Source organism: Gimesia sp. (genome assembly GCF_040219335.1).
Lineage (GTDB): Bacteria > Planctomycetota > Planctomycetia > Planctomycetales > Planctomycetaceae > Gimesia.
Map to the genome: position 1 here is coordinate 47502 of NZ_JAVJSQ010000006.1, position 18538 is coordinate 66039.

Genomic DNA, 18538 nt, shown 5'->3' on the forward strand with positions numbered 1-18538 from the left:
TAAGAGCATCAGGCTACGCGATCAGTTTCTCTACGACCTTGCCACCCACGTTGGTCAGTCGGATATCCAGGCCACCGAATTTCTGTGCCAGTTTGAGATGGTTTAAACCGAACAGGTGCAACAGGGTCGCGTGGAAATCGTTGATGTGTACGGGATCCTCTTCCACCGACCAACCCAGTTCGGTGGTCTTACCGATAACCTGTCCCCCCTTTACGCCACCGCCGGCCATCCAGAGACTGAAGGCACTGGGATGGTGGTCGCGTCCGGTAACCGCTTTAGAACCCGTTCGGTTTTCACCGAGAGGCGTTCTGCCAAATTCACCGGCCATCACGACCAGTGTGGAATCCAGCAGACCGCGCTGTTTAAGGTCTTTCAATAGAGCAGCCACGGGTTGATCCACGATCCCTGCATTCCGCTCGATTCCCGCATCCAGACCACTGTGGTGATCCCAGGAAGCGTGATACAGATTCACAAAGCGGACACCACGCTCGACCAGTCGCCGTGCCAGCAGGCAGTTACGTCCAAAGGCTGCTTCTGTATCCGAGCCACCTCCCCGTTTGCCCTCCTTGGTATTCCCCTTGCGATTCACGCCATAGGCTTCCTGCGTCTCTTTTGTTTCACTGGAGAGATCAATCAGTTCGGGAGCAGAGGACTGCATCTGGAACGCGAGTTCGTAGCTCGCAATCCGACTGGCAATTTCATCGTCACCCGTGCGCTGCAGTTGTTCCTGGTTCAACTGCTTGATGGCTTCCAGCCCCGATTTCTGAATCGCGGAATTGATTCCCGGTGGGTTATTCAGATTCAATACCGGCTCGCCCTGATTACGAAACAGTACGCCGGCATAAGTCGAAGGCAGAGAACCACTCGACCAGAGTGAAGCCCCGCCGCTGGCACCGCGACCTGCCGTCAATACGACATAACCGGGCAGGTTGTTGGATTGACTTCCCAGTCCGTAGGTCAACCACGACCCGACACTGGGTCTGCCGAACCGACCTACTCCGGTATTCATCATCAGCTGCGCCGGATGATGGTTGAACTGTTCCGTATACATGGAGCGGACCAGTGCGATATCATCTGCACAGGAACCGATGTGAGGCAGTACATCTGAGAACTCGGTCCCACATTCCCCGTATTTCTTGAACTTGCGCGAACTGCCGCTCAGCGTCGCTGATTCTTTATTGATAAAAGCAAACCGGACTTTTTCTGTCAGCTCTTTGGGCAGCGGCTGACCGTTCAATTCCTGCAGCTTGGGTTTCGGGTCATACAGATCGATCTGGCTGGGACCGCCGGCGAGGAAAATAAAGATGCAGTTCTTTGCGGTTCCGGGAAAATGAGAATCTTTCGGAGCCAGGGGATTCGTTAGACTGCCTGAGTCTTCCCCGGCCAGCAATCCTTCTTTCTGCATCATGGCAGCCAGGGCATAACCGGCAACACTGCAGGATGAATTCATCAGAAACCGACGTCGGGCCAGATTCAACGATTCAGTGGGAGGATTCAACATGGCAATGATCCAGACTCAAAAAATGATTTCAGATAATGATAGCTGTCAGTGGAAAAACTAGCTGCGGGTGACGAACTCATCCAGGTTCAGGAGCACCCGGCCGATGATGATCCAGGCCGCGACCTCCTGCGGGGTACTGCCCGCGGGAATCGTCTGTTTGCTGGTCAGTTCACTTACCAGTTTGGGATCGGACTTTAACAGTCGGGTCTGTTCCTGGTAGAGCTGTTTGATGATTTCGACTTCTGACTCCGCAGGTTCCCGGGTCAGGCAGAGTTCGAACGCATGTTGAATCCGCTGTTCCAGGCTGCTGTTCTTTCCCTGTGTTTCACTCACAATCCGCGGACCGAGTGCCTGGGAGCATTCAAAGAAGACCGGATCGTTCCAGATAGTCAAAGCCTGCAATGGCGTATTGGAACGCTCGCGTCGAGTACAGCTCAAATTGGAATCAGGGGAATCGAAGGTCATCAGCATCGGGTAGGGCACTGTTCGCTGGAAGAACGTATAAAGCCCCCTTCGATAACGGTCGTCACCTTTACTGGTCGGCCACTTGACGGAATTCGCATATCCCAGACTGGCGATACCCTCGGGCTGTGGTGGGTTCACACTCCGGCCGCCAATCTTATGCTTGAGCAGACCACTGACCGAGAGGGCCTCATCGCGGATGATTTCCGCCTCGACCCGCAAACGGTTCTGATGTGACAACCAGGCATTGTAGGGATCGCGTTCCGCCAGTTCCGGACGTTTTTCGGAAGACTGGCGATAAGTGGCGGAGGTCACGATCAGCCGGTGCAGCTGTTTCAGGCTCCAGTTCTGTTCACGAAACTGGGTGGCCAGCCAGTCCAGCAGTTCGGGATGCGAGGGGGCTTCCCCCTGTGTGCCGAAGTCGTTGATCGTGGGGACGATACCTCGTCCGAAATAGCGGCTCCAGATCCGGTTGACTGTGACTCGGGCCGTTAAGGGATGCTGTGGATTGAACAGCCAGCGGGCCAGATCCAGACGCGATGGGTTTTCTGACTGCACCGGAGGCAGCACGGCGGGGGTATTCGGTTGAACTTCATCCGCAGGATTCAGGAAGTCACCTCGCACCAGCAGACGTGTCTTGCGTGGCGTCTTCAGATGATCGACGACCTGGGCTTTCGTCGTCTCGGATGGATCCTGGGGTGCCTTTTTCCTGTGCGCCAGTTCCTGGTCTTTCAGTTTCTTCAGCTCGGGATCGATCGTGCGATAGTATTCGCGTAGTTCCTGTTTCTGGACCTCGGTCCGCTGATCGGTGGGCGTATTGAGTGTCTCGGCGATCAGATCCGTCATCCCGGTCAGTGGCAGCGGCTTTTTGCCGGTGGTCAGCGACAAACGGAACCGGCCCAGGTTGTGATACAGTTTGCGGGTAGTCGACTGCTGCAGCGTGACGGTGAGCAACATCCCTTTTTCATCACCAAAGCTCTCCTTGGTTTCAAAGGTGGCGATCTGTTTTTTCCCCTGTTGAGGACTGATTGACCAGCCTGTGTGCGGGCTGTTGTTAATCACGCGGTCGACTTTATAACCCGCCATCTCGAAGCTGGCTTGAGATTTCTCCAGATCGATTTCCTTCGCTTTATCGGGCGAATTTAACGGTGCTGCTTTCAGTGTCAGCATTGTCAGTTCAAAATCACCAGTCGGACTGCGTCCCGGTCCCTGGCGAGGCAGACTCGGATCGGGCAGGGCTTCCAGTCGAATACCGTTGATGTCCTGCAGATTTGTCTTAAAGGTCAGCGTGTAAATTTCTGCCCGTCCGGGGTTTTCGCCGGATGCCAGAATAGAACGATCCGGCAGTACGCTGAGGGTGGTGTTCTGTTTTGCCTGGAGTGATTCGGGTTGCAGGATGTTCCAGACCGGATTCTGATCCGGTATCTGCTGTTCCCACTTTTCCATCGAGCCGACCAGTTTATGCTGTTCGTATTCCTGGACTGCTTTGACCAGCGGCGCATGTGCTTTGAGGTAGACCTGGTTCGCTTTCTCAAACGCCGCCTGTTCTTCAGGAAGTGGTGCGCCGATGTCCGGCTCAGTAAGCGAATTGAAAAATGCATACAGTCGATAATATTCCCGTTGTGTGAGCGGATCGTATTTATGCGTGTGACACTGCGCACATTCCACGGTCACGCCCAGCCAGACAGAGCCCAGGGTGTTGGTTCGGTCCACGGTGCGTTTGACGCGATCCTCTTCCGGGTCAGTACCCCCTTCGCGGTTAATCAGCGTGTTACGATGAAAGCCGGTTGCCACCAGTTGCCGCGTGTCCGGATTCGGCAGCAGATCGCCGGCAATCTGTTCAATGGAGAACTGATCGAACGGCATGTCATCATTGAGTGCGTTGATGACCCACGTACGCCAGCGCCATGCATGCGGACGCTTGCTGTCTTTTTCATAGCCGTCACTGTCTGCATACCGAGCCAGGTCCAGCCAGTGCCGGGCCCAGCGTTCTCCGTAATGCGGTGAATCCAGCAGTTGATCGACCATGTTTTCATACCACTGCGGACTCGGTTCGGAACTCCAGCGTTTCCACTCTTCCACGGAAGGGGGGAGACCGGTGAGATCCAGATACGCGCGGCGAATGAGTGTGCTGCGATCTGCCTCGGGGGCAGGCGTTACATTTTCCTGTTCCAGCTTTCGCAGGATAAAGGCATCGATACCGTTTTTGACCCAGTCTGACTGCTTGACCTCGGGAGGCTGTACGTCTTTGATCGGCTGGAAGGACCAGTGGTCGGATCCGGGCGTCTTGTTCTGTCCCGCGACTTCAGGCCAGACGGCGCCCTGTTGGATCCAGGTTTCTACCAGAGCCAGTTCCTCTTTCGTCAGTGGGGTGCCTTCACCTTCGGGGGGCATTTTATCTCCATCCCCGGTTCCGGCGAGGCGATGATAGAGTTCGCTTTCGTGACTGTGTCCCGGTTTAATGGCGATTCCGCTGTCGCCCCCTTCCAGGGCGCGGCTTTTCAGATCGAGGCGGAATCCCCCCTCCTGAACTTCACTTCCATGGCAGGAAAAGCATTTGGCCTGGAAGAGTGGACGGATCTGTTTCTGGAAATCAACTGCCGCTGCCTTCTCTGATTTTTCATTCGCAGAGAGCATCGCAGGCGGAAGCAGCGACGAGGAGAGCAGAAACAGAGAAGCGGTAAATGTGAGTAGACCGAATTTCATAGACTTGCCCTCATTGTTATCAGGCAATGCAACGATCCGGGTGCGTCTCTGGAAGGCCAATGCTACGCCATCGCAACATGGGAGAACAGGTGAGTCCCCTTGATGATCGCTGTTACAGATAATAGTAATCGGATCTGACTACTATTGTCAATTATTCTCACCACGTATGCTCCTGACCAGACCATAACGCGAAAAACCTTGAGAGAAGAGCAAATCTCGTCTCTCAAGGTCTGATTGATGATTATCCGCTGTTCAGACAACGGAACCGCAGATTATTTGCCGCAGGTTATTCGTCTGTCTTGGGAATCGATGCTTCAATCGGAAACAGTTTGAGTAACGCCTGTTTGTTGGGGCGTGAACCGTATTCGCAGAGTTCGAACGATTCGGCGTATTTGACCTGCTTACCAACGTCTTCGCCGTAAATGTTAATCAGCTCTGTGCGGTACTTGTTGGCTTCATTCGACTGACGTCGTGTCCAGGAAGGGCGGAGGTGTTCGACACGCAGTTCCGGGGGATTCGCGGGAGGTACCTTAGCGGCGCGTTCTGGACTGCCACCTGCGCCTCCTTCCAGAGACTGTGATACCAGTTGGGCAACTGCTTTCAGTTTCTTTTCAAATACATTGTCTAAGGCGACAACGACATCCGGTCGGAATGGATAGGGTTTCTGAAAGCCATCACTCGAATACATGAACACAGGGTTCTTTTTCAGCCGCGGGACATCCGGGCAGAAGTAGGGGACCGTCACCATGAACGCGGCGTCCTGCACAAGCACACCAACATAACGATGGTCGGGATGGTAGTCCCACGGACGATGTGAGATGACCAGATCCGCTTTCCATTCCCGGATCAGTTTGACGATTTTTTTTCGGTTCTCCAAAGTCGGCAGCAGTTCGCCATCGTGGATATCCAGAACTTCTGTTTCCACTCCCAGGATTTTACCCGCGGCTTTGACTTCTGCGCTACGACGCTGGGCCAGCGTACCACCGGCCATTTCAAAATGACCGATGTCACCATTCGTGACTGAAACCAGTTTGACTTTATGTCCCTGTTCGGCCCACAAAGCCGCGGTGCCTCCGTTTTTGTATTCTGCATCATCCGGATGCGCACCAAAGCAGATAATCCGCAGCGGTTCGTTGTCTGCTGCAGAAAGCGCGGAGGGGAGAATCAGCAGAGGGCACGCGAGTAGTAACAGGGGGGTGAAGGCGTTTCGCAGTAGCAGCATCATGGTTGAAAGCTCCGGTTGGGGGGATTCAGATCAATGTTGAGATATGTATCCAAAATACCGGACCGCTTGACCAGATGGTAGTGTAGCGCATAAAAAAAGGCTCGCCGAAGCGAGCCTTGTGATGTCTTGCATTGCTTTACTTGGAAAAGCTGCGGACTGTTTCTGTCTGAGCCCGGGCAGGGGCTTCTTCAGTTTTGTCGACGTCTTTCCGGTTGCGGGCACGTTCGTGAGAAATGCCGACCAGTTGAACGGCGAACTGCAGTTCAGCACGATTGAAGTAAGGCGAAGGTGGCAGCCCACCAACGTGTTTGATTGATTTTGCAGCGAGTTCCTGCCAGCTCATCTTGTTGGCCAGGTGCCAGGCTGCTGCCTGACCGGCCTGCTGGTTAACCCGACCGGTTGCGACCAGTTTCAGCAGTTCCTGCAGAGCAGGATCTTTGACCATGTCTTCAGTTTTGACCATCCGGTATTCCATCCGTGAGGAAGGCTCTTTTTTACCGTGTTCGAGACAGACCGAAGTGTAAGGAACGTAAACCGTTTTTTCAGGAGGAACAGAGAAGAAACCACCGCCGGCACCACCAGCGCCACCGGCTCCCCCTAATCCACCACCGAGGCCACCACCCAGACCGCCGGCGCCACCGCCTGCTGTCTGTGCCTGACCACCCTGGCCACCACCGAGTCCGCCGCCTAAGCCACCGCCCAGACCGCCACCACCCAGGCCACCGCCGAGAGCACCCTGTTTAAGAACCTGAACTGCCAGGAATGTTTCCGGCAATTTTACGTTCAACGGTTTATCGTTATTGTTCGTAATCAGAACGTTGCCACCTTTGGAGCTCTTCGCGATGATTTCGACATCGACCAGACCGGATTCCATGGCGTCAAACAGATCGTCTACCTTTTCTGCAGAGGGATCATATTTTTGCGGACGGATCGATTTTTTGCCGGCCTCCACGTTTGTGCTCAGGCAGAGAGCCAGGCAGCCAGCGGTCAGAATTGTCAAAAATCGGGACGCGGTTTTTGTGGACAACATAGAAAACGTTCCTGTGGTTCACGGAGAAAATACCACTTTCGTGTGGTGTAAGACGAGAAGTCGCTGAATCAGCTATTTATTACAACTAACCCAACATTATCATCTTACAGCATACAAATTGGTTCTGGCAACAAAAAGTTGCTGGTAAACCAAGTTTTTCACAACTCAACCTGCCGGCTGTTAAAGTCAAACCGGTCAGGTAATTCCTGCGTAGCAGCGGATTATGCAGGTTATGCGGCTCGTGCGGAAAGGACCTTGAGCAAACCGCCTGCTGATTTCCTCCGGGGAAGCGTATTCTAAGCCTGTTAAGAGAGGGAATCTCAGATTATGATGAAGCGGTCAAAACACGATTAACGCTTACCAGTTATCAACTTATGGGAAGAAAGCATGGAGCGGGAGATCACTGCGGAGAACGTGATTGAGTATCTCAGGGAACAAGGGCAGCTGAAACCTGACGAGCAGGCTGATGCCGAGGCATTGGCCTGGGGAGTCTCCAATATCGTCATTCGTATAGATCGGGCAGCGGACGCCGATTTTGTGATCAAGCAGTCCCGCAAACAGCTGCGGACCCAGGCAGAGTGGTTCAGTCAGCTGGAACGGATCTGGCGCGAACTGGAAGTGATGCAGGAACTGGAGCAACTCTTACCCGCGGGGGTGGTCCCGCGGGTGCTGTTCGAGGATCGGGACAACTACCTGTTCGCCATGGAAGCCATCGCTGCGGATCACAGAGTCTGGAAAGCAGAGCTGCTGGACGGCCGAGTAGAACAAACGGTGGCCCGCGAATTAGGGAGTTTTCTGAGCGCCATCCACAGAAAGTCGTTTCTCCAGGAACGCTATCAGCAGCAGTGGGGGGACTGGGAGATCTTTGACCAGCTGCGCATCGATCCTTTTTACCGGTTCATTGTTCGCTCACATCCTGAAATTAAAGAATGGGTTGCAGAACTGATCGAGGAAATGTCCGCGAATCGCCTCTGTCTGGTACTGGCGGACTTTAGCCCCAAGAATATCCTGATCACCGACGAGCAGATCCATCTGGTCGATTTTGAGACGGCCCATTTTGGTGATCCGGCTTTTGACCTGGGATTCTTTCTGAGTCATCTCCTGCTCAAGGCCATTCATTTTCAGGCAGAGGGAACACGCTGTATTGAGTTGGCAGAAACATTCTGGGAGTCCTACCTCAGCACTGAGGTCGTCGTGCCTCTGGAATCGGGACCAGAGACTGCTAAAATGGAAGAACCACAGATCGGACAGCGGACCATCAAACATCTGGCAGCCTGCATGCTGGCCCGCGTCGATGGCAAGAGTACGGTCGATTACCTCTCCAGCGCACAGCAGGATCAGGTTCGATCTTTCGCACTATCGCTGATTCTGGACGCACCGGCATCACTGCCGCAGGCATTTCAAAGACTGCGCGAGATGCTGATCTCCTGAGGGGCGCTCGGGTGACGCGGCCCGAGAATCCTGTTATGTTTAAATAAGGAACTGTCTGAGAGCGTCAGGCAGTCATTCGGAACTACAAAGGCAGACGGGAGAGTATTCTGTCATGACACAAATCGAGTATGTTCAGGCACGCGAAGTTTTTGACAGTCGGGGTAATCCCACGGTGGAGGTCGAAATCTGTTGTGCCAATTGTCGTCCGGGACGGGCCATCGTTCCCAGTGGCGCCAGTACCGGAAAGTTTGAAGCCGTCGAACTGCGAGATGAAGACCCTGCCCGCTTTGACGGACTGGGAGTGACCCGCGCTGTCGAGAATGTCCGCCGCGATATAGCGGATGCACTGATCGGTCAGGATGCCGCTGACCAGCGGGCCATTGATGATCGGCTTCGCGAACTGGACGGAACAGAAAACAAATCACGACTGGGGGCAAACGCGATTCTGGGGGCCTCCCTGGCCGCAGCTTATGCTTCTGCCGAGGCACAGCAGCAGAGCCCCGTGGAACGGTTTGCGGAAATCTGGTCGGACTACCTTGAGTCGCAGACTGGTGTTGAATCGGCACAGCGGGCGCGAACCTCGCTCCTGGCACAGTCGATGTCACTGCCGCTCCCGATGGTTAACATGATCTCGGGAGGACTGCACGCAGGTCGCAATCTTGATTTCCAGGACTTCCTGATTCTGCCGGTCGGAGCGACCTCGTATCGTCAGGCCTTTGAATGGATCGTGACTATCTACCGTCGGCTGGGACAGATCCTCAACAAGACCGGACACGAAGGCACCCTCATCGGCGATGAAGGGGGCTATGGTCCCAAACTCTCCTGCAACAGTGAAGCAGTCAAATACGTGGTCGGTGCCATCGAAGCCGCCGGCCTGACACCGGGCGATGATGTCGCCATCGGTCTGGATGTCGCCAGTACGCACTTCTATGACGCGGAGAGTAACACCTATCATCTGAATGCGACGGGGGAGGAAGCACTCTCAGCTGACGATGTGATCAACATGCTGGAACGCTGGGTCGACACCTATCCGATCGTCAGTATCGAAGACGGCCTGGCCGAAGATGACTGGGAAGGCTGGAAGAAACTCACCGAACGCCTGGGGCATCGCGTGCAGCTGATTGGCGACGATCTGTTCGTGACCAATCGACAGCGGCTGCAGCAGGGAATCTCCAGTCAGACTGCGAACAGTGTGCTGGTCAAACTCAACCAGATCGGCACTCTGACCGAAACGCTGGAAACTCTGCGGATGGCCATCGATCACGGTTACTGGCCCGTCGTCTCTGCACGCAGCGGAGAAACCGAAGATACCACCATCGCCGATCTGGTTGTGGCAACCGGCGCCGGCCAACTGAAGGTGGGCTCCGTGGGACGCAGCGAACGCCTCGCCAAATACAATCAGCTGCTGCGGCTCGAAGAACTGCTGGCGGATCGGGCCCCCTATCATGGCGGCGGAATCTTCTCCAGTCTGCAACGGTAGCAGCTCACGAAAGACCTGCTACGAGCAGGTCTTTCAGTTGATTCCGGAAAGCGAAGCCGACTGTGGACCACGCTGGTTCCGGGAGTAGAGTACGATGAGCGCATCCAGGTCAGCCTGAAGCGACTGAAAAACGCGAAAGATACTGACCGCTCCCAGTGTGCCTGCGACTGTGATCAGCACGATGGCGAGTTTATCATCCAGGTTTAATATCGCCAGGGCGGCGATACTGAACATCGGCACCAGGAACGCCAGGATCAGATAGACCCAGCTCAATTTTCTGAGTCTCTCCAGTGGTTCAGGAGATTGCTGGCTGAAATCTGCCTGCTCGATCAGCTGCGGATAAATCGTGTGCAGGCTGAAATAGGTGACGCCAAAAAACGGGTAACTGGCGGCAATCAAACCGCAGAGTACAAGAGATCCCAGGAAATGCAGATACGCAGAGACCGGCAGCGAACCGATGGCGTAATGCATGCTCACCGGGTAGGCGATCCCTGCAATGATCCAGAGCGTGGTACAGATCAGGGCGGCATAGTGCCCGAGTCGCAGACAGCGTTTCTGCAACATCGTATCTGGTGGCGCAGCGGGTTGCGCAGGTGTTCGTTTCGGCGCGCGTTCTCTGACCAGTGTCCAGGTAAGCCAGCCCATCAGACCGAGGCCGGTCGGGTAGGCGATCAGGTTGATGGCGGTCTGAATATTCCAGAAGGCGTCCTGGGAATTTTTCAGTTGTTCGATGATGTGCTTCTGGTTGTGGAAAAAGTTAAACAGTCCCGCCAGAATGTTCGGTATAGCGACGATCAAAATTACGATCAATACTTCACAGCCGGTGCAGCGGGCAAACCAGCTTTTCGATGAAGGAAACAGGATCTGCTGGGCACGTGGATTCAGGCATAATTCGAGCTGGCTGGCCAGTTCCTGGCCCGAGCTCCACCGCTCTGCAGGATCGGGAGCCAGGCATTTCTGAAGCACGGTAATCAGATGCTCGGGGCAATCAGGGGGCAGGTGCTGAGGCGATGCCTGCAGGCTCTGACCGGCTTTACGTTGTTCGATCATCTGACTGAGTAGGCTGGACCAGCTGTCGGTCATCGCAGGATTATCAAAGGGGCGTTTTCCGGTCAGCAACTCGGCCAGCATCAGCCCCAGCGAAAAGAGATCGCTGCGCTCATCCAGGCTTTCGGGCAGACGTGTATGCGTGGGATCATAGGCTTCCAGCTGTTCGGGCGACATGTAAGCCAGGCTGCCCCCGAAATAGGCGGCTGGCGTCGTCCCTGTCACATGCGAGCTGAAGCTGATATTGAAGTCGGCCAGTTTGGGAACCCCCTCCGCAGTCAGCAGCACATTCGCAGGCTTGATGTCGCGGTGCAGGACCCCTTTCTGATGGGCATAGTCCAGCGCTTTGGCCAGCCGGATGCCGATCCAGCAGATCGTCTCGGGCCAGGTGAGTGAATTCAGGGTCTGGTAGGTGACCGACTCGGTCGGTCGGCTTTCTCCCCGCAATTCCAGTGACTGGTTCAAAGCGGAAACCAGCAGGCTGCCTGAACGTTCTGCGGGCGCCGTTTTGCGAATCAGTTCAATCACTGACTGCAGAGTGCCTCCCGGCAGATATTGCATATACAACAGACGCAGTTTTTCATCGGGAAGGATGCGCTGGTCAAACACTCGCACGATATTTTCGTGGTCGAACTGAGCCAGGGTCTGTGGTTCGTCGCTGGAATCCTCCGAGATTTTCAAAGCGACCAGACGCTGCATCGAATTCTGGCGTGCCTGGAAGACACGGGCAAATGCACCCTGACCGAGCAGGGTCAGCAGATCAAAATCATCTACCGTCTGTCCGGGCTGAAACTGATGCCATGTCTGAGGTCGGGTCTTGTGAAACAGACTGGTGGTCTGGTAGGCATGATCCAGATCGAAGAGTTGCTGCAGTTGTGGACTACCCGTGGGGAGGTAGCCCAGGTATTCGTCGGGATCGACATCAAACCCGTTCTGCCGCCGGAGATGATATTCTTCATAGAGCAGATCGACGGGCAGGCTCGCGGTCTGCAGTTCGGGGAATTCCTCAAGGTATTCCTGCAGGCGTTTAGGGAAGTTAAAACGCTGCCAGCGATATTCGAGGTCAATTTTGATCAACTCGCTCAACAGAAAGACCGGGACCGGCTGCGTTTGTGAAAGATAAGCACGTAACTCGGGCGGTTCTTCTGCAGATTCCCAGTCGGAAACAAACTGTTCCATGGCTTCAGTCAACGCATCAAGCGCAAGCTGGCTCTCTGTTGATTCAAGACCTGGCGTAGCTTCGGACAACAGTGAACTCCCGGGTAATGGTTTGGCGGATTCAGACCTGGAAACGAGCAGGTTTATGTGGCTGACAAGCGCTGGACGTGCTATAAAATGTCTATGTCATCGATGATACAGTCCACATGGTAATCAATCCTGCACGGCTATGAAAGCAGAATGCTGTGCGTAAATGGTTGAACTCAGGCAGGAAGTAAGAAGCGGCATGGCGGCAGATATTGAAGAATTGATCCAACAGATTCAGCAGGGCAGCGAACCGGCGCTGCTGGAATTTCTCGAAATCCATCGCGCCCCTTTGCTGGCGTTCATTAACAAGAACATGAGCGATGCGCTGAAATCCAAAGTGGAAGCGAACGACATTCTGCAGGAAGTCTCGCTGAATGCTGTCTCAACATTTTCTGAATTTGATTTTGAAAAGAAAACACCCTTCAACTGGCTCTGTCATCTCGCAGAACGCCGGATCATTGATAATCACCGCAAATACTTCCAGGTGCAGAAACGAGCCGCCGGCCGAGAGGTTCGTCAGCCGGCTGGCGGTGATGGAGCAGGGCAGGGCTTTATGGATCTGCTGGTAGCGAGTATGACCAGCCCCAGCCAGGCGTTCTCCCGCGGTGCCCGGGAAATGAAACTTCTGACCGCACTGGAGTCACTTCCCGAGGAAAGTCGCGAGGCCATTCGACTCAAATATGTCGAAGGGCTCAATTCCAGTGAAATTGCTGACCAGCTGGGTAAATCAGATGTCGCTGTGCGGGTGCTCGTCAGCCGTGCGATGGCGAAGCTGCAGGAGCAGCTTAGACAGGAAGATGAATTTAAAAGTCTGCTGGGCAGCTGACTATTCTTCTTCCTCTTCACCGGGAGCGGGAGCCAGTTCCGAGTTGATACGATCAATCATCTGCCGTAAACGTCCCAGGTTTTTGCGGTTGAACAGCAGCGAGATGCGAGGCAGGTCCACGAGGTGTTCGTCGTCCATTTCCAGATCGTGGGCATCGACCTTGGTAATGATGCCTGATTCCAGAATGTCTTTGAATTCGATGTTGAGCTGTTCCACGAATTCATTGCTGGGCTCGACGTGCAGACGCAGAACCAGGCGTCCGTTGACGTACCGCATACTGTTATAGACGCTGTAAAATCCGATGATCTCGTCGACGGCATCTTCGATGTCATCGGTGATATGAAACAGTGACAAGTCTTCCGGAGAGATCAGTTCATGCTTCAGCAGATTGTTTTCAATGTAGGCTTTCCAGTCACTCCAGTACGTGCCTCCCGGCGCTTCCAGCAAGACGATGGGCATTGGATCCCGTTTGCCGGTCTGAACCAGCGTCAGGGTTTCGAAGGCTTCGTCCTGGGTTCCGAACCCACCAGCACAACAGACAATCGCGTGGACCTCCTTCACAAACAGCAGTTTGCGAGTGAAGAAGTAATTCAGGTTAACCAGTTTTTCGTCTTTATGGATGACGTAATTTGGTTCCTGCTCGAACGGGAGCATGATGTTGACGCCCATCGACATATCGGTCCCGGCACCGACATGGGCGGCTTCCATGATCCCCGGGCCGGCTCCGGTAACGGTCATCCATTTTTCTTCCGCCATTCTGCGTCCGAAGTGCAGGGCCTGCTGATAGGCGGGGTCGTCGGGCAGGGTTCGAGCTGAACCGAAGACGGTCACTTTTCGCTGCTTGCGGTAAGGTGTGAAAACCTTGAAGGCGTAGCGCAGTTCTTTGAGAGCCCGGTCGAGAATCTTAAGGTCGCCGCGCGTCGCCTGATCCTGCTTGAGTTTGTCGGCAGTGTCTTTGATACTGGCGATAATCGATTCGTGCGGATACAGCTCGGTACAGTGTTCCGTTGGCAGTACGTCAGACTCAGAAACGCGGGGGCGGGTTTTTCGATATTTCCTCGACATGATCAATTAATCCTTTAATGTAGCTGGTCGAGATGAAGGCTGGTAACAGTTGTTAACCCATCAGGGCATCGAGGGCTTCGTCCCTGGTTTCGTATATGGCCCAGAGAGTGTCTAACGCCGTAATGCGGAGTAATTCGCTGGCCATTTTACTGGCACCGCACAGAACCAGTTCGCCTCCACGACTGCGGACATGTTTGTGGCATCGCAGCAGCAGGGCCAGAAAGACCGAGCCAAAGTAACTCACATCACTCAGGTCAAAAACAACCATGGGAATTTCGACTTCCTGCAGTGGAGCCATGACGATATCAGCAGCCTGTTCGATCAGGTCCCAGCTCATAGATTCCACGTTGCTCGCCGGAATGATTACAACCGTGTTTCCATGCCATTCCAATTGAAAATCGTCGTGGTAGTTCGTCATGAAGTCGTTCCGCGGTGAAGATGTGATTCTCTGGATACTGAAAATGAGTGCAATTACAGCCCATAATACTGTGAACACCGAGGCGAGAACAGGCTACTAGAGGCCCAAAAACGAGATTTCACACTTAACTCCCTGTAAACAGCCGCGAACTGGACCCCGTGTGCTGAGTTTGCCACCAGTTCATCCAGATTTTCGCCTGCTCGCTGGGGCTGGAAACCGTCTTCAATTCTGCTGGTCGATCGGATGGGGGAACCAGTCTGCCCAGGCTGCTCAAAATCTCTTCCAGAGTAGACGAGTTGCGTTCGGTCCATCCCATCTGGATCAGTGGTTCTACGAACCGCGTCTGGCCCGATTCTCCCATTTCCCGTACTGCGTCCCGCCTGACCGCACTGCGGGTGTCGTTGGAGAGACGCACCAGTTCCTGCATACCCTGGAAGTCGCCCAGGTGACTCAAAGCGACCACAGTTTCAAAGCGGACACGTTGATTCGAATGGGTTAGCAGGTTCCGTAGCGATGCCGGTCGCGACGGGTTTTGTTCGTCCGTCTGGACACCGTTAATGGCGATGGGATTATGGCATTGTCCCAGGGTACGAATTGCCGCCAGTTGCACGGAGTGGTTGCTGTCATTCAACAGGGGTAAGACCCAGGGGGCATACTGGGGAATTCCGTGAGCACCAAAATACTCACAGCCCAGCACCCGAATGTCAGGCCAGTTGTGATTGATTGCCAGCAGGGCGAGCTGAGCGGCCTCTTCATAGCTGTCTCGGGAGATCGATTCCATCACAATCCGCCAGACGAGCCGGTCCTGTTCCCGGGCCATCAATGTACGCAGACGTTTAACGATCACAGGATTGAGTGAAGATTTCTGTGAGCTCATAAACAGTTGCTGGGCCGCCTGACGACGGTCGGTGACATGCGAACTGTTCAACTGCTGGAGTGCGGCGTAATTTGTATCGAGTTTGGGAAGCAGGTCGCTGTATACCTCATCCGGGATGGCAACCGATGTCTCCAGAATCATCTTCTCCAGCTGATTGACTTCCTCGGGTGTCAACTGGGTCAACTCCTGGAAAGCGTGTTGCCAGCCGGGAGCATCAGGGCTCTGGTTGATCAACTGTTGGAAGTAAGCCTGCAGTTCTGCGACACGTCCCTGATTCACGCGGGATTCCTGATGGATTCCCTGCTGCATCAACTGCGTCCAGAATCCGCCGGGAAGTTGTCCCGACTGTACCAGTGACTGGATGGCGGCTGCCCGTTCTTCACGTGAGGCTTCGATGGAGATGATCCCGCCGACACCCGTCCGTTCGGTCAGCTGCAGCACACTGGCGCGGCGTGTTTTGAAGACGCCTTCCTTAATCCCTTCCAGCAGGAGTGGGATTGCCAGTTCGTCTGGCCAGTGTCGGATCGATTCAATCACGGTGAGTTGCACTTCGGTGCTGCGGTCGTTGATCAGGGACTTCAGTTGCAAAGCGGCATCAGCCGTGGGAGACTGTCCCAGACCTTCGGCGACCGCCAGGCGTACGGCAGAGGAGCTGTCATCTCTCAGGCCTGCCAGGTAAACCGGACCCCATGAACTGAGGCCCGTCGCAGCGGCGACACGTACTGTTTCCTGGGGGCGGGTGGATTGCTGTTTCAACATGCGGAGGGCAGAGTCGCTGCCCAGCAGTCCCAGGTTTCTGATTGCTTTGTTCTGCACCAGCAGATCAGCGTCTTTGAGTTGTGCGGTCAGGATAGCTTCGGCGTCGGGATGACGAACCACGGCCGCCCAGTAGCCGAAGTTCCAGCGAATGATGGCATCCGGATCCCAGCGAACCTGCATGATATTCTCAGGCCAGGCAGAAGACTGGTAAGGACGCGGTTGTTGTGAGGCTGCACTGCGATGGGAAAACTGATCCGGTTCTGCATAGAACCAGAGACCGTGCATGATACAGCCTTCCAGGGCAGCCCGGCGGAGTTCTTTAGGGGGTAACGCGCTGCTGTCAGCAATGTCCATCGACTGATTCATGGATATGATTTGTGCAGGCGGCATGAAACGCGACAGGCTGCGATACAGTTCCCCCCGCAGTTTGAGAGAAATGTCAGGACGCGAAAGCAGTTGGGTCAGGCGTTGCTTAGTCCCAATAGGCAGCGCGTCTGCATGTGCCAGCACAAGTGAGAGACCATTGAGTGCAGCGAGTCGTATGCCTGGCGAAACGCTGGCTTTCTGTTTCTTGTCAGATTTTGATTCGGAGTCCGAACGCTTATCCGCTTCACAGACCAGCTCCTCCAGCGTCGGAATGGTGTCGGCCGCAGTCCGGGGGGCCAGTGTGGCCCAGAGGATGGTTGCGTTCCAGCCTGCCAGTGTATCATGTGCGGCCAGTTGTTGCAGGGCGGCAATTTTCTGTGAATTATGCGTCGGTTCGCTGTCTTCTTCCCGGTGGAAGAAGTCGTGCAGGGCATTGAACGACCAGCTCTCTGTAGCTGACTTGTTTTTGGAAGCAGTCGGTTTCTCTGTCCCAGCTGATTTCTCTGGTGTGGTATCGTCTGCGACCTGTTCTGCTTTTGCTGACTTATCAGTCGTTTCGACAGCTTGCGCGACCTGCTGTAGAGGAGAGCTGTCCTGTTTGACGCCAAACAGCCAGCGATGGTTGTGTGGTGTAGAGAGCTCCGTTGTTTTCAAATCGTGAAGCGTTTTCCATTCGTCGTACGGAGACCAGTGATGGTTTTTGACCCACAGATCCTGGGAGAGATAAACGTTTAAGCCTTCCAGTTCGGCGGGGATCTCTGGTTTGAAGGTTTCTACCTCTTTGAAGGCAGTCACGACCGGTGTTTCGCTGACGTTCTGTAACAGACTTTTCTGACATCCAGAGAGTGCCGCGCAGACCAGAAGCGGGAGAGTCCACGACAGCCATTTTTGATGACTTCGACGAACCTCTGACACTCGGGCTAAATTGATTCCGCAGGGGGAAGCAGATTTCATGCGCGAAACAGATCGGTAGGTTGGGATATGAGTACGATTCACTTCTGGAACAGAAGCGGGAGTTGAGGACCGAACAATAACAGATGACTGAATTTAGGTGAAGAGCAGTCTCCATTGTCTGGTCGCTGCGAAGGTCGCTGTTCGAGGAACTGAAATTGTTAAAATGGGATGAGCTGTTGTTTGTGGAGGCTGTGTATATTTCCTGATTTGACGGCAGGGCAGTCCCTGTTTCGCGTCCATGGTTCGCTTGCGGAGAGACTGCGGGTATGTCATGCTCAGGATCTATCTTGCTTAACTTCTCAAAACCACAAATCAGGATACGGAGAGAAAAGACCTATGTTGCGAAAAATGTTACCAGGAGCATTGGCACTGCTCATGCTGCTGAGCGGGGCTTCCATCCAGGCGGAAGAAAAAGCACAGTCGGGCAAGCAGGGTGCTGCAGAGCTCAAAACCACGATTCCGGTCAACATGGATTACCTGATCTATCTGCCCGAGAATTATGATGAGAAAGAAAAGTGGCCCTTAATGCTGTTTCTGCACGGTGCCGGTGAGCGGGGAGATAATCTGGATCTGGTGACGGTCCACGGTCCTCCTAAGCTGATCAAGAACGGAAAGCAGTTCCCCTTCATCGTGGTTTCTCCCCAGTGTCCTGACGAGCAACTCTGGCAGCCGGTGGAACTGACGGCTCTGTTGAATGACATTGAAAAGAAGTACAAGGTCGACAAAGACCGGATTTATGTAACGGGCCTGAGTATGGGAGGTTTCGGTACCTGGTCCCTGGCCGCCTACACCCCTTACCGGTTCGCCGCCCTGGTGCCGATTTGCGGCGGTGGTGAAAAGTTCTGGGTCAAGAAAATCAAACACGTTCCCATCTGGGTTTTCCATGGTGCCAAAGATGGCGCTGTGCCGCTGGATCGTTCGCAGACCCTGGTCGATGTGCTCAAGAAAGAAAAGGCCGATGTTTCGTTTACGATCTATCCGGAAGCCGGACACGATTCCTGGACGGAAACCTACAACAACCCGGAGGTTTACGAATGGCTGCTGAAGCAGAAACGCAAGCCCGAAAAGGAAGTCAGAGCCGCGGAAGCCAAAGCAGAAGCGGAGCGCAAAGCAAAGCGTGAAGCAGCGAAAAAGAAGAAGCAGTAA

The 18538-nt window shown here is 54.4% G+C and carries 12 protein-coding genes; 4 read left to right on the top strand and 8 right to left on the bottom strand.

The window, feature by feature from the left end; genetic code table 11:
- Positions 1-13 precede the first annotated feature (13 nt).
- From RID21_RS06375 to RID21_RS06390, 4 genes are all read right to left on the bottom strand, one after another.
- Entirely contained in the window at positions 14-1501 is a 1488-nt protein-coding gene (locus RID21_RS06375) for a DUF1501 domain-containing protein (RefSeq protein WP_350187830.1), read from the bottom strand.
- Between the two features lie 57 nt (positions 1502-1558).
- The gene (locus RID21_RS06380; protein ID WP_350187832.1) at positions 1559-4669 is read right to left on the bottom strand and encodes a PSD1 and planctomycete cytochrome C domain-containing protein; all 3111 of its coding nucleotides are present in this window, start codon (positions 4667-4669) and stop codon (positions 1559-1561) included.
- Positions 4670-4955: 286 nt separating this feature from the next.
- Positions 4956-5894, bottom strand: coding sequence for a PIG-L deacetylase family protein (locus RID21_RS06385; protein WP_350187833.1), 939 nt, complete (start codon positions 5892-5894; stop codon positions 4956-4958).
- Between the two features lie 136 nt (positions 5895-6030).
- Complete coding sequence (locus RID21_RS06390) at positions 6031-6924, bottom strand: hypothetical protein (RefSeq protein ID WP_350187835.1); 894 nt, start codon at positions 6922-6924, stop codon at positions 6031-6033.
- A gap of 387 nt (positions 6925-7311) precedes the next feature.
- Here RID21_RS06390 and RID21_RS06395 point away from each other — a divergent pair, with 387 nt between their 5' ends.
- Both RID21_RS06395 and eno read left to right on the top strand, forming a co-directional pair.
- A complete protein-coding gene (locus RID21_RS06395) occupies positions 7312-8355 on the top strand; it encodes a phosphotransferase family protein (RefSeq protein WP_350187836.1) in 1044 nt (347 codons plus the stop codon).
- A gap of 112 nt (positions 8356-8467) precedes the next feature.
- Positions 8468-9835, top strand: a complete 1368-nt coding sequence (eno, locus tag RID21_RS06400) for a phosphopyruvate hydratase (protein WP_350187838.1) — start codon at positions 8468-8470, stop codon at positions 9833-9835.
- A 33-nt stretch (positions 9836-9868) separates the two neighbouring features.
- Here the strand turns inward: eno and RID21_RS06405 are convergent, their stop codons facing one another.
- Entirely contained in the window at positions 9869-12130 is a 2262-nt protein-coding gene (locus RID21_RS06405) for a serine/threonine-protein kinase (protein WP_350187839.1), read from the bottom strand.
- Between the two features lie 196 nt (positions 12131-12326).
- Here RID21_RS06405 and RID21_RS06410 point away from each other — a divergent pair, with 196 nt between their 5' ends.
- On the top strand, positions 12327-12953 hold the full coding sequence (locus RID21_RS06410) for an RNA polymerase sigma factor (RefSeq protein WP_350187841.1): 627 nt from the start codon (positions 12327-12329) through the stop codon (positions 12951-12953).
- On the opposite strand, the gene RID21_RS06415 is transcribed toward RID21_RS06410, so the two are convergent.
- The 3 genes from RID21_RS06415 to RID21_RS06425 form a co-directional block, all read right to left on the bottom strand.
- Positions 12954-14018 carry an LOG family protein gene (locus tag RID21_RS06415; protein ID WP_350187843.1) on the bottom strand — a complete coding sequence of 355 codons (1065 nt, stop codon included), beginning with the start codon at positions 14016-14018 and terminating at the stop codon, positions 12954-12956.
- Positions 14019-14070: 52 nt separating this feature from the next.
- On the bottom strand, positions 14071-14436 hold the full coding sequence (locus tag RID21_RS06420) for an STAS domain-containing protein (RefSeq protein ID WP_145041575.1): 366 nt from the start codon (positions 14434-14436) through the stop codon (positions 14071-14073).
- A gap of 124 nt (positions 14437-14560) precedes the next feature.
- Positions 14561-17353 carry a HEAT repeat domain-containing protein gene (locus RID21_RS06425; protein ID WP_350187844.1) on the bottom strand — a complete coding sequence of 931 codons (2793 nt, stop codon included), beginning with the start codon at positions 17351-17353 and terminating at the stop codon, positions 14561-14563.
- A 375-nt stretch (positions 17354-17728) separates the two neighbouring features.
- On the opposite strand from RID21_RS06425, the gene RID21_RS06430 reads away from it, so the two are divergent.
- Positions 17729-18538 carry a carboxylesterase family protein gene (locus RID21_RS06430; protein WP_350187845.1) on the top strand — a complete coding sequence of 270 codons (810 nt, stop codon included), beginning with the start codon at positions 17729-17731 and terminating at the stop codon, positions 18536-18538.

Excerpts from the sequence above, each read along its gene's own strand:
- RID21_RS06375 (WP_350187830.1), bottom strand. The coding sequence starts at position 1,501 with ATGTTGAATCCTCCCACTGAATCGTTGAATCTGGCCCGACGTCGGTTT.
- RID21_RS06415 (WP_350187843.1), bottom strand. The coding sequence starts at position 14,018 with ATGTCGAGGAAATATCGAAAAACCCGCCCCCGCGTTTCTGAGTCTGAC.
- RID21_RS06410 (WP_350187841.1), top strand. The coding sequence starts at position 12,327 with ATGGCGGCAGATATTGAAGAATTGATCCAACAGATTCAGCAGGGCAGC.
- RID21_RS06380 (WP_350187832.1), bottom strand. The coding sequence starts at position 4,669 with ATGAAATTCGGTCTACTCACATTTACCGCTTCTCTGTTTCTGCTCTCC.
- RID21_RS06430 (WP_350187845.1), top strand. The coding sequence starts at position 17,729 with ATGTTGCGAAAAATGTTACCAGGAGCATTGGCACTGCTCATGCTGCTG.
- RID21_RS06420 (WP_145041575.1), bottom strand. The coding sequence starts at position 14,436 with ATGACGAACTACCACGACGATTTTCAATTGGAATGGCATGGAAACACG.
- RID21_RS06390 (WP_350187835.1), bottom strand. The coding sequence starts at position 6,924 with ATGTTGTCCACAAAAACCGCGTCCCGATTTTTGACAATTCTGACCGCT.
- eno (WP_350187838.1), top strand. The coding sequence starts at position 8,468 with ATGACACAAATCGAGTATGTTCAGGCACGCGAAGTTTTTGACAGTCGG.
- RID21_RS06395 (WP_350187836.1), top strand. The coding sequence starts at position 7,312 with ATGGAGCGGGAGATCACTGCGGAGAACGTGATTGAGTATCTCAGGGAA.
- RID21_RS06385 (WP_350187833.1), bottom strand. The coding sequence starts at position 5,894 with ATGATGCTGCTACTGCGAAACGCCTTCACCCCCCTGTTACTACTCGCG.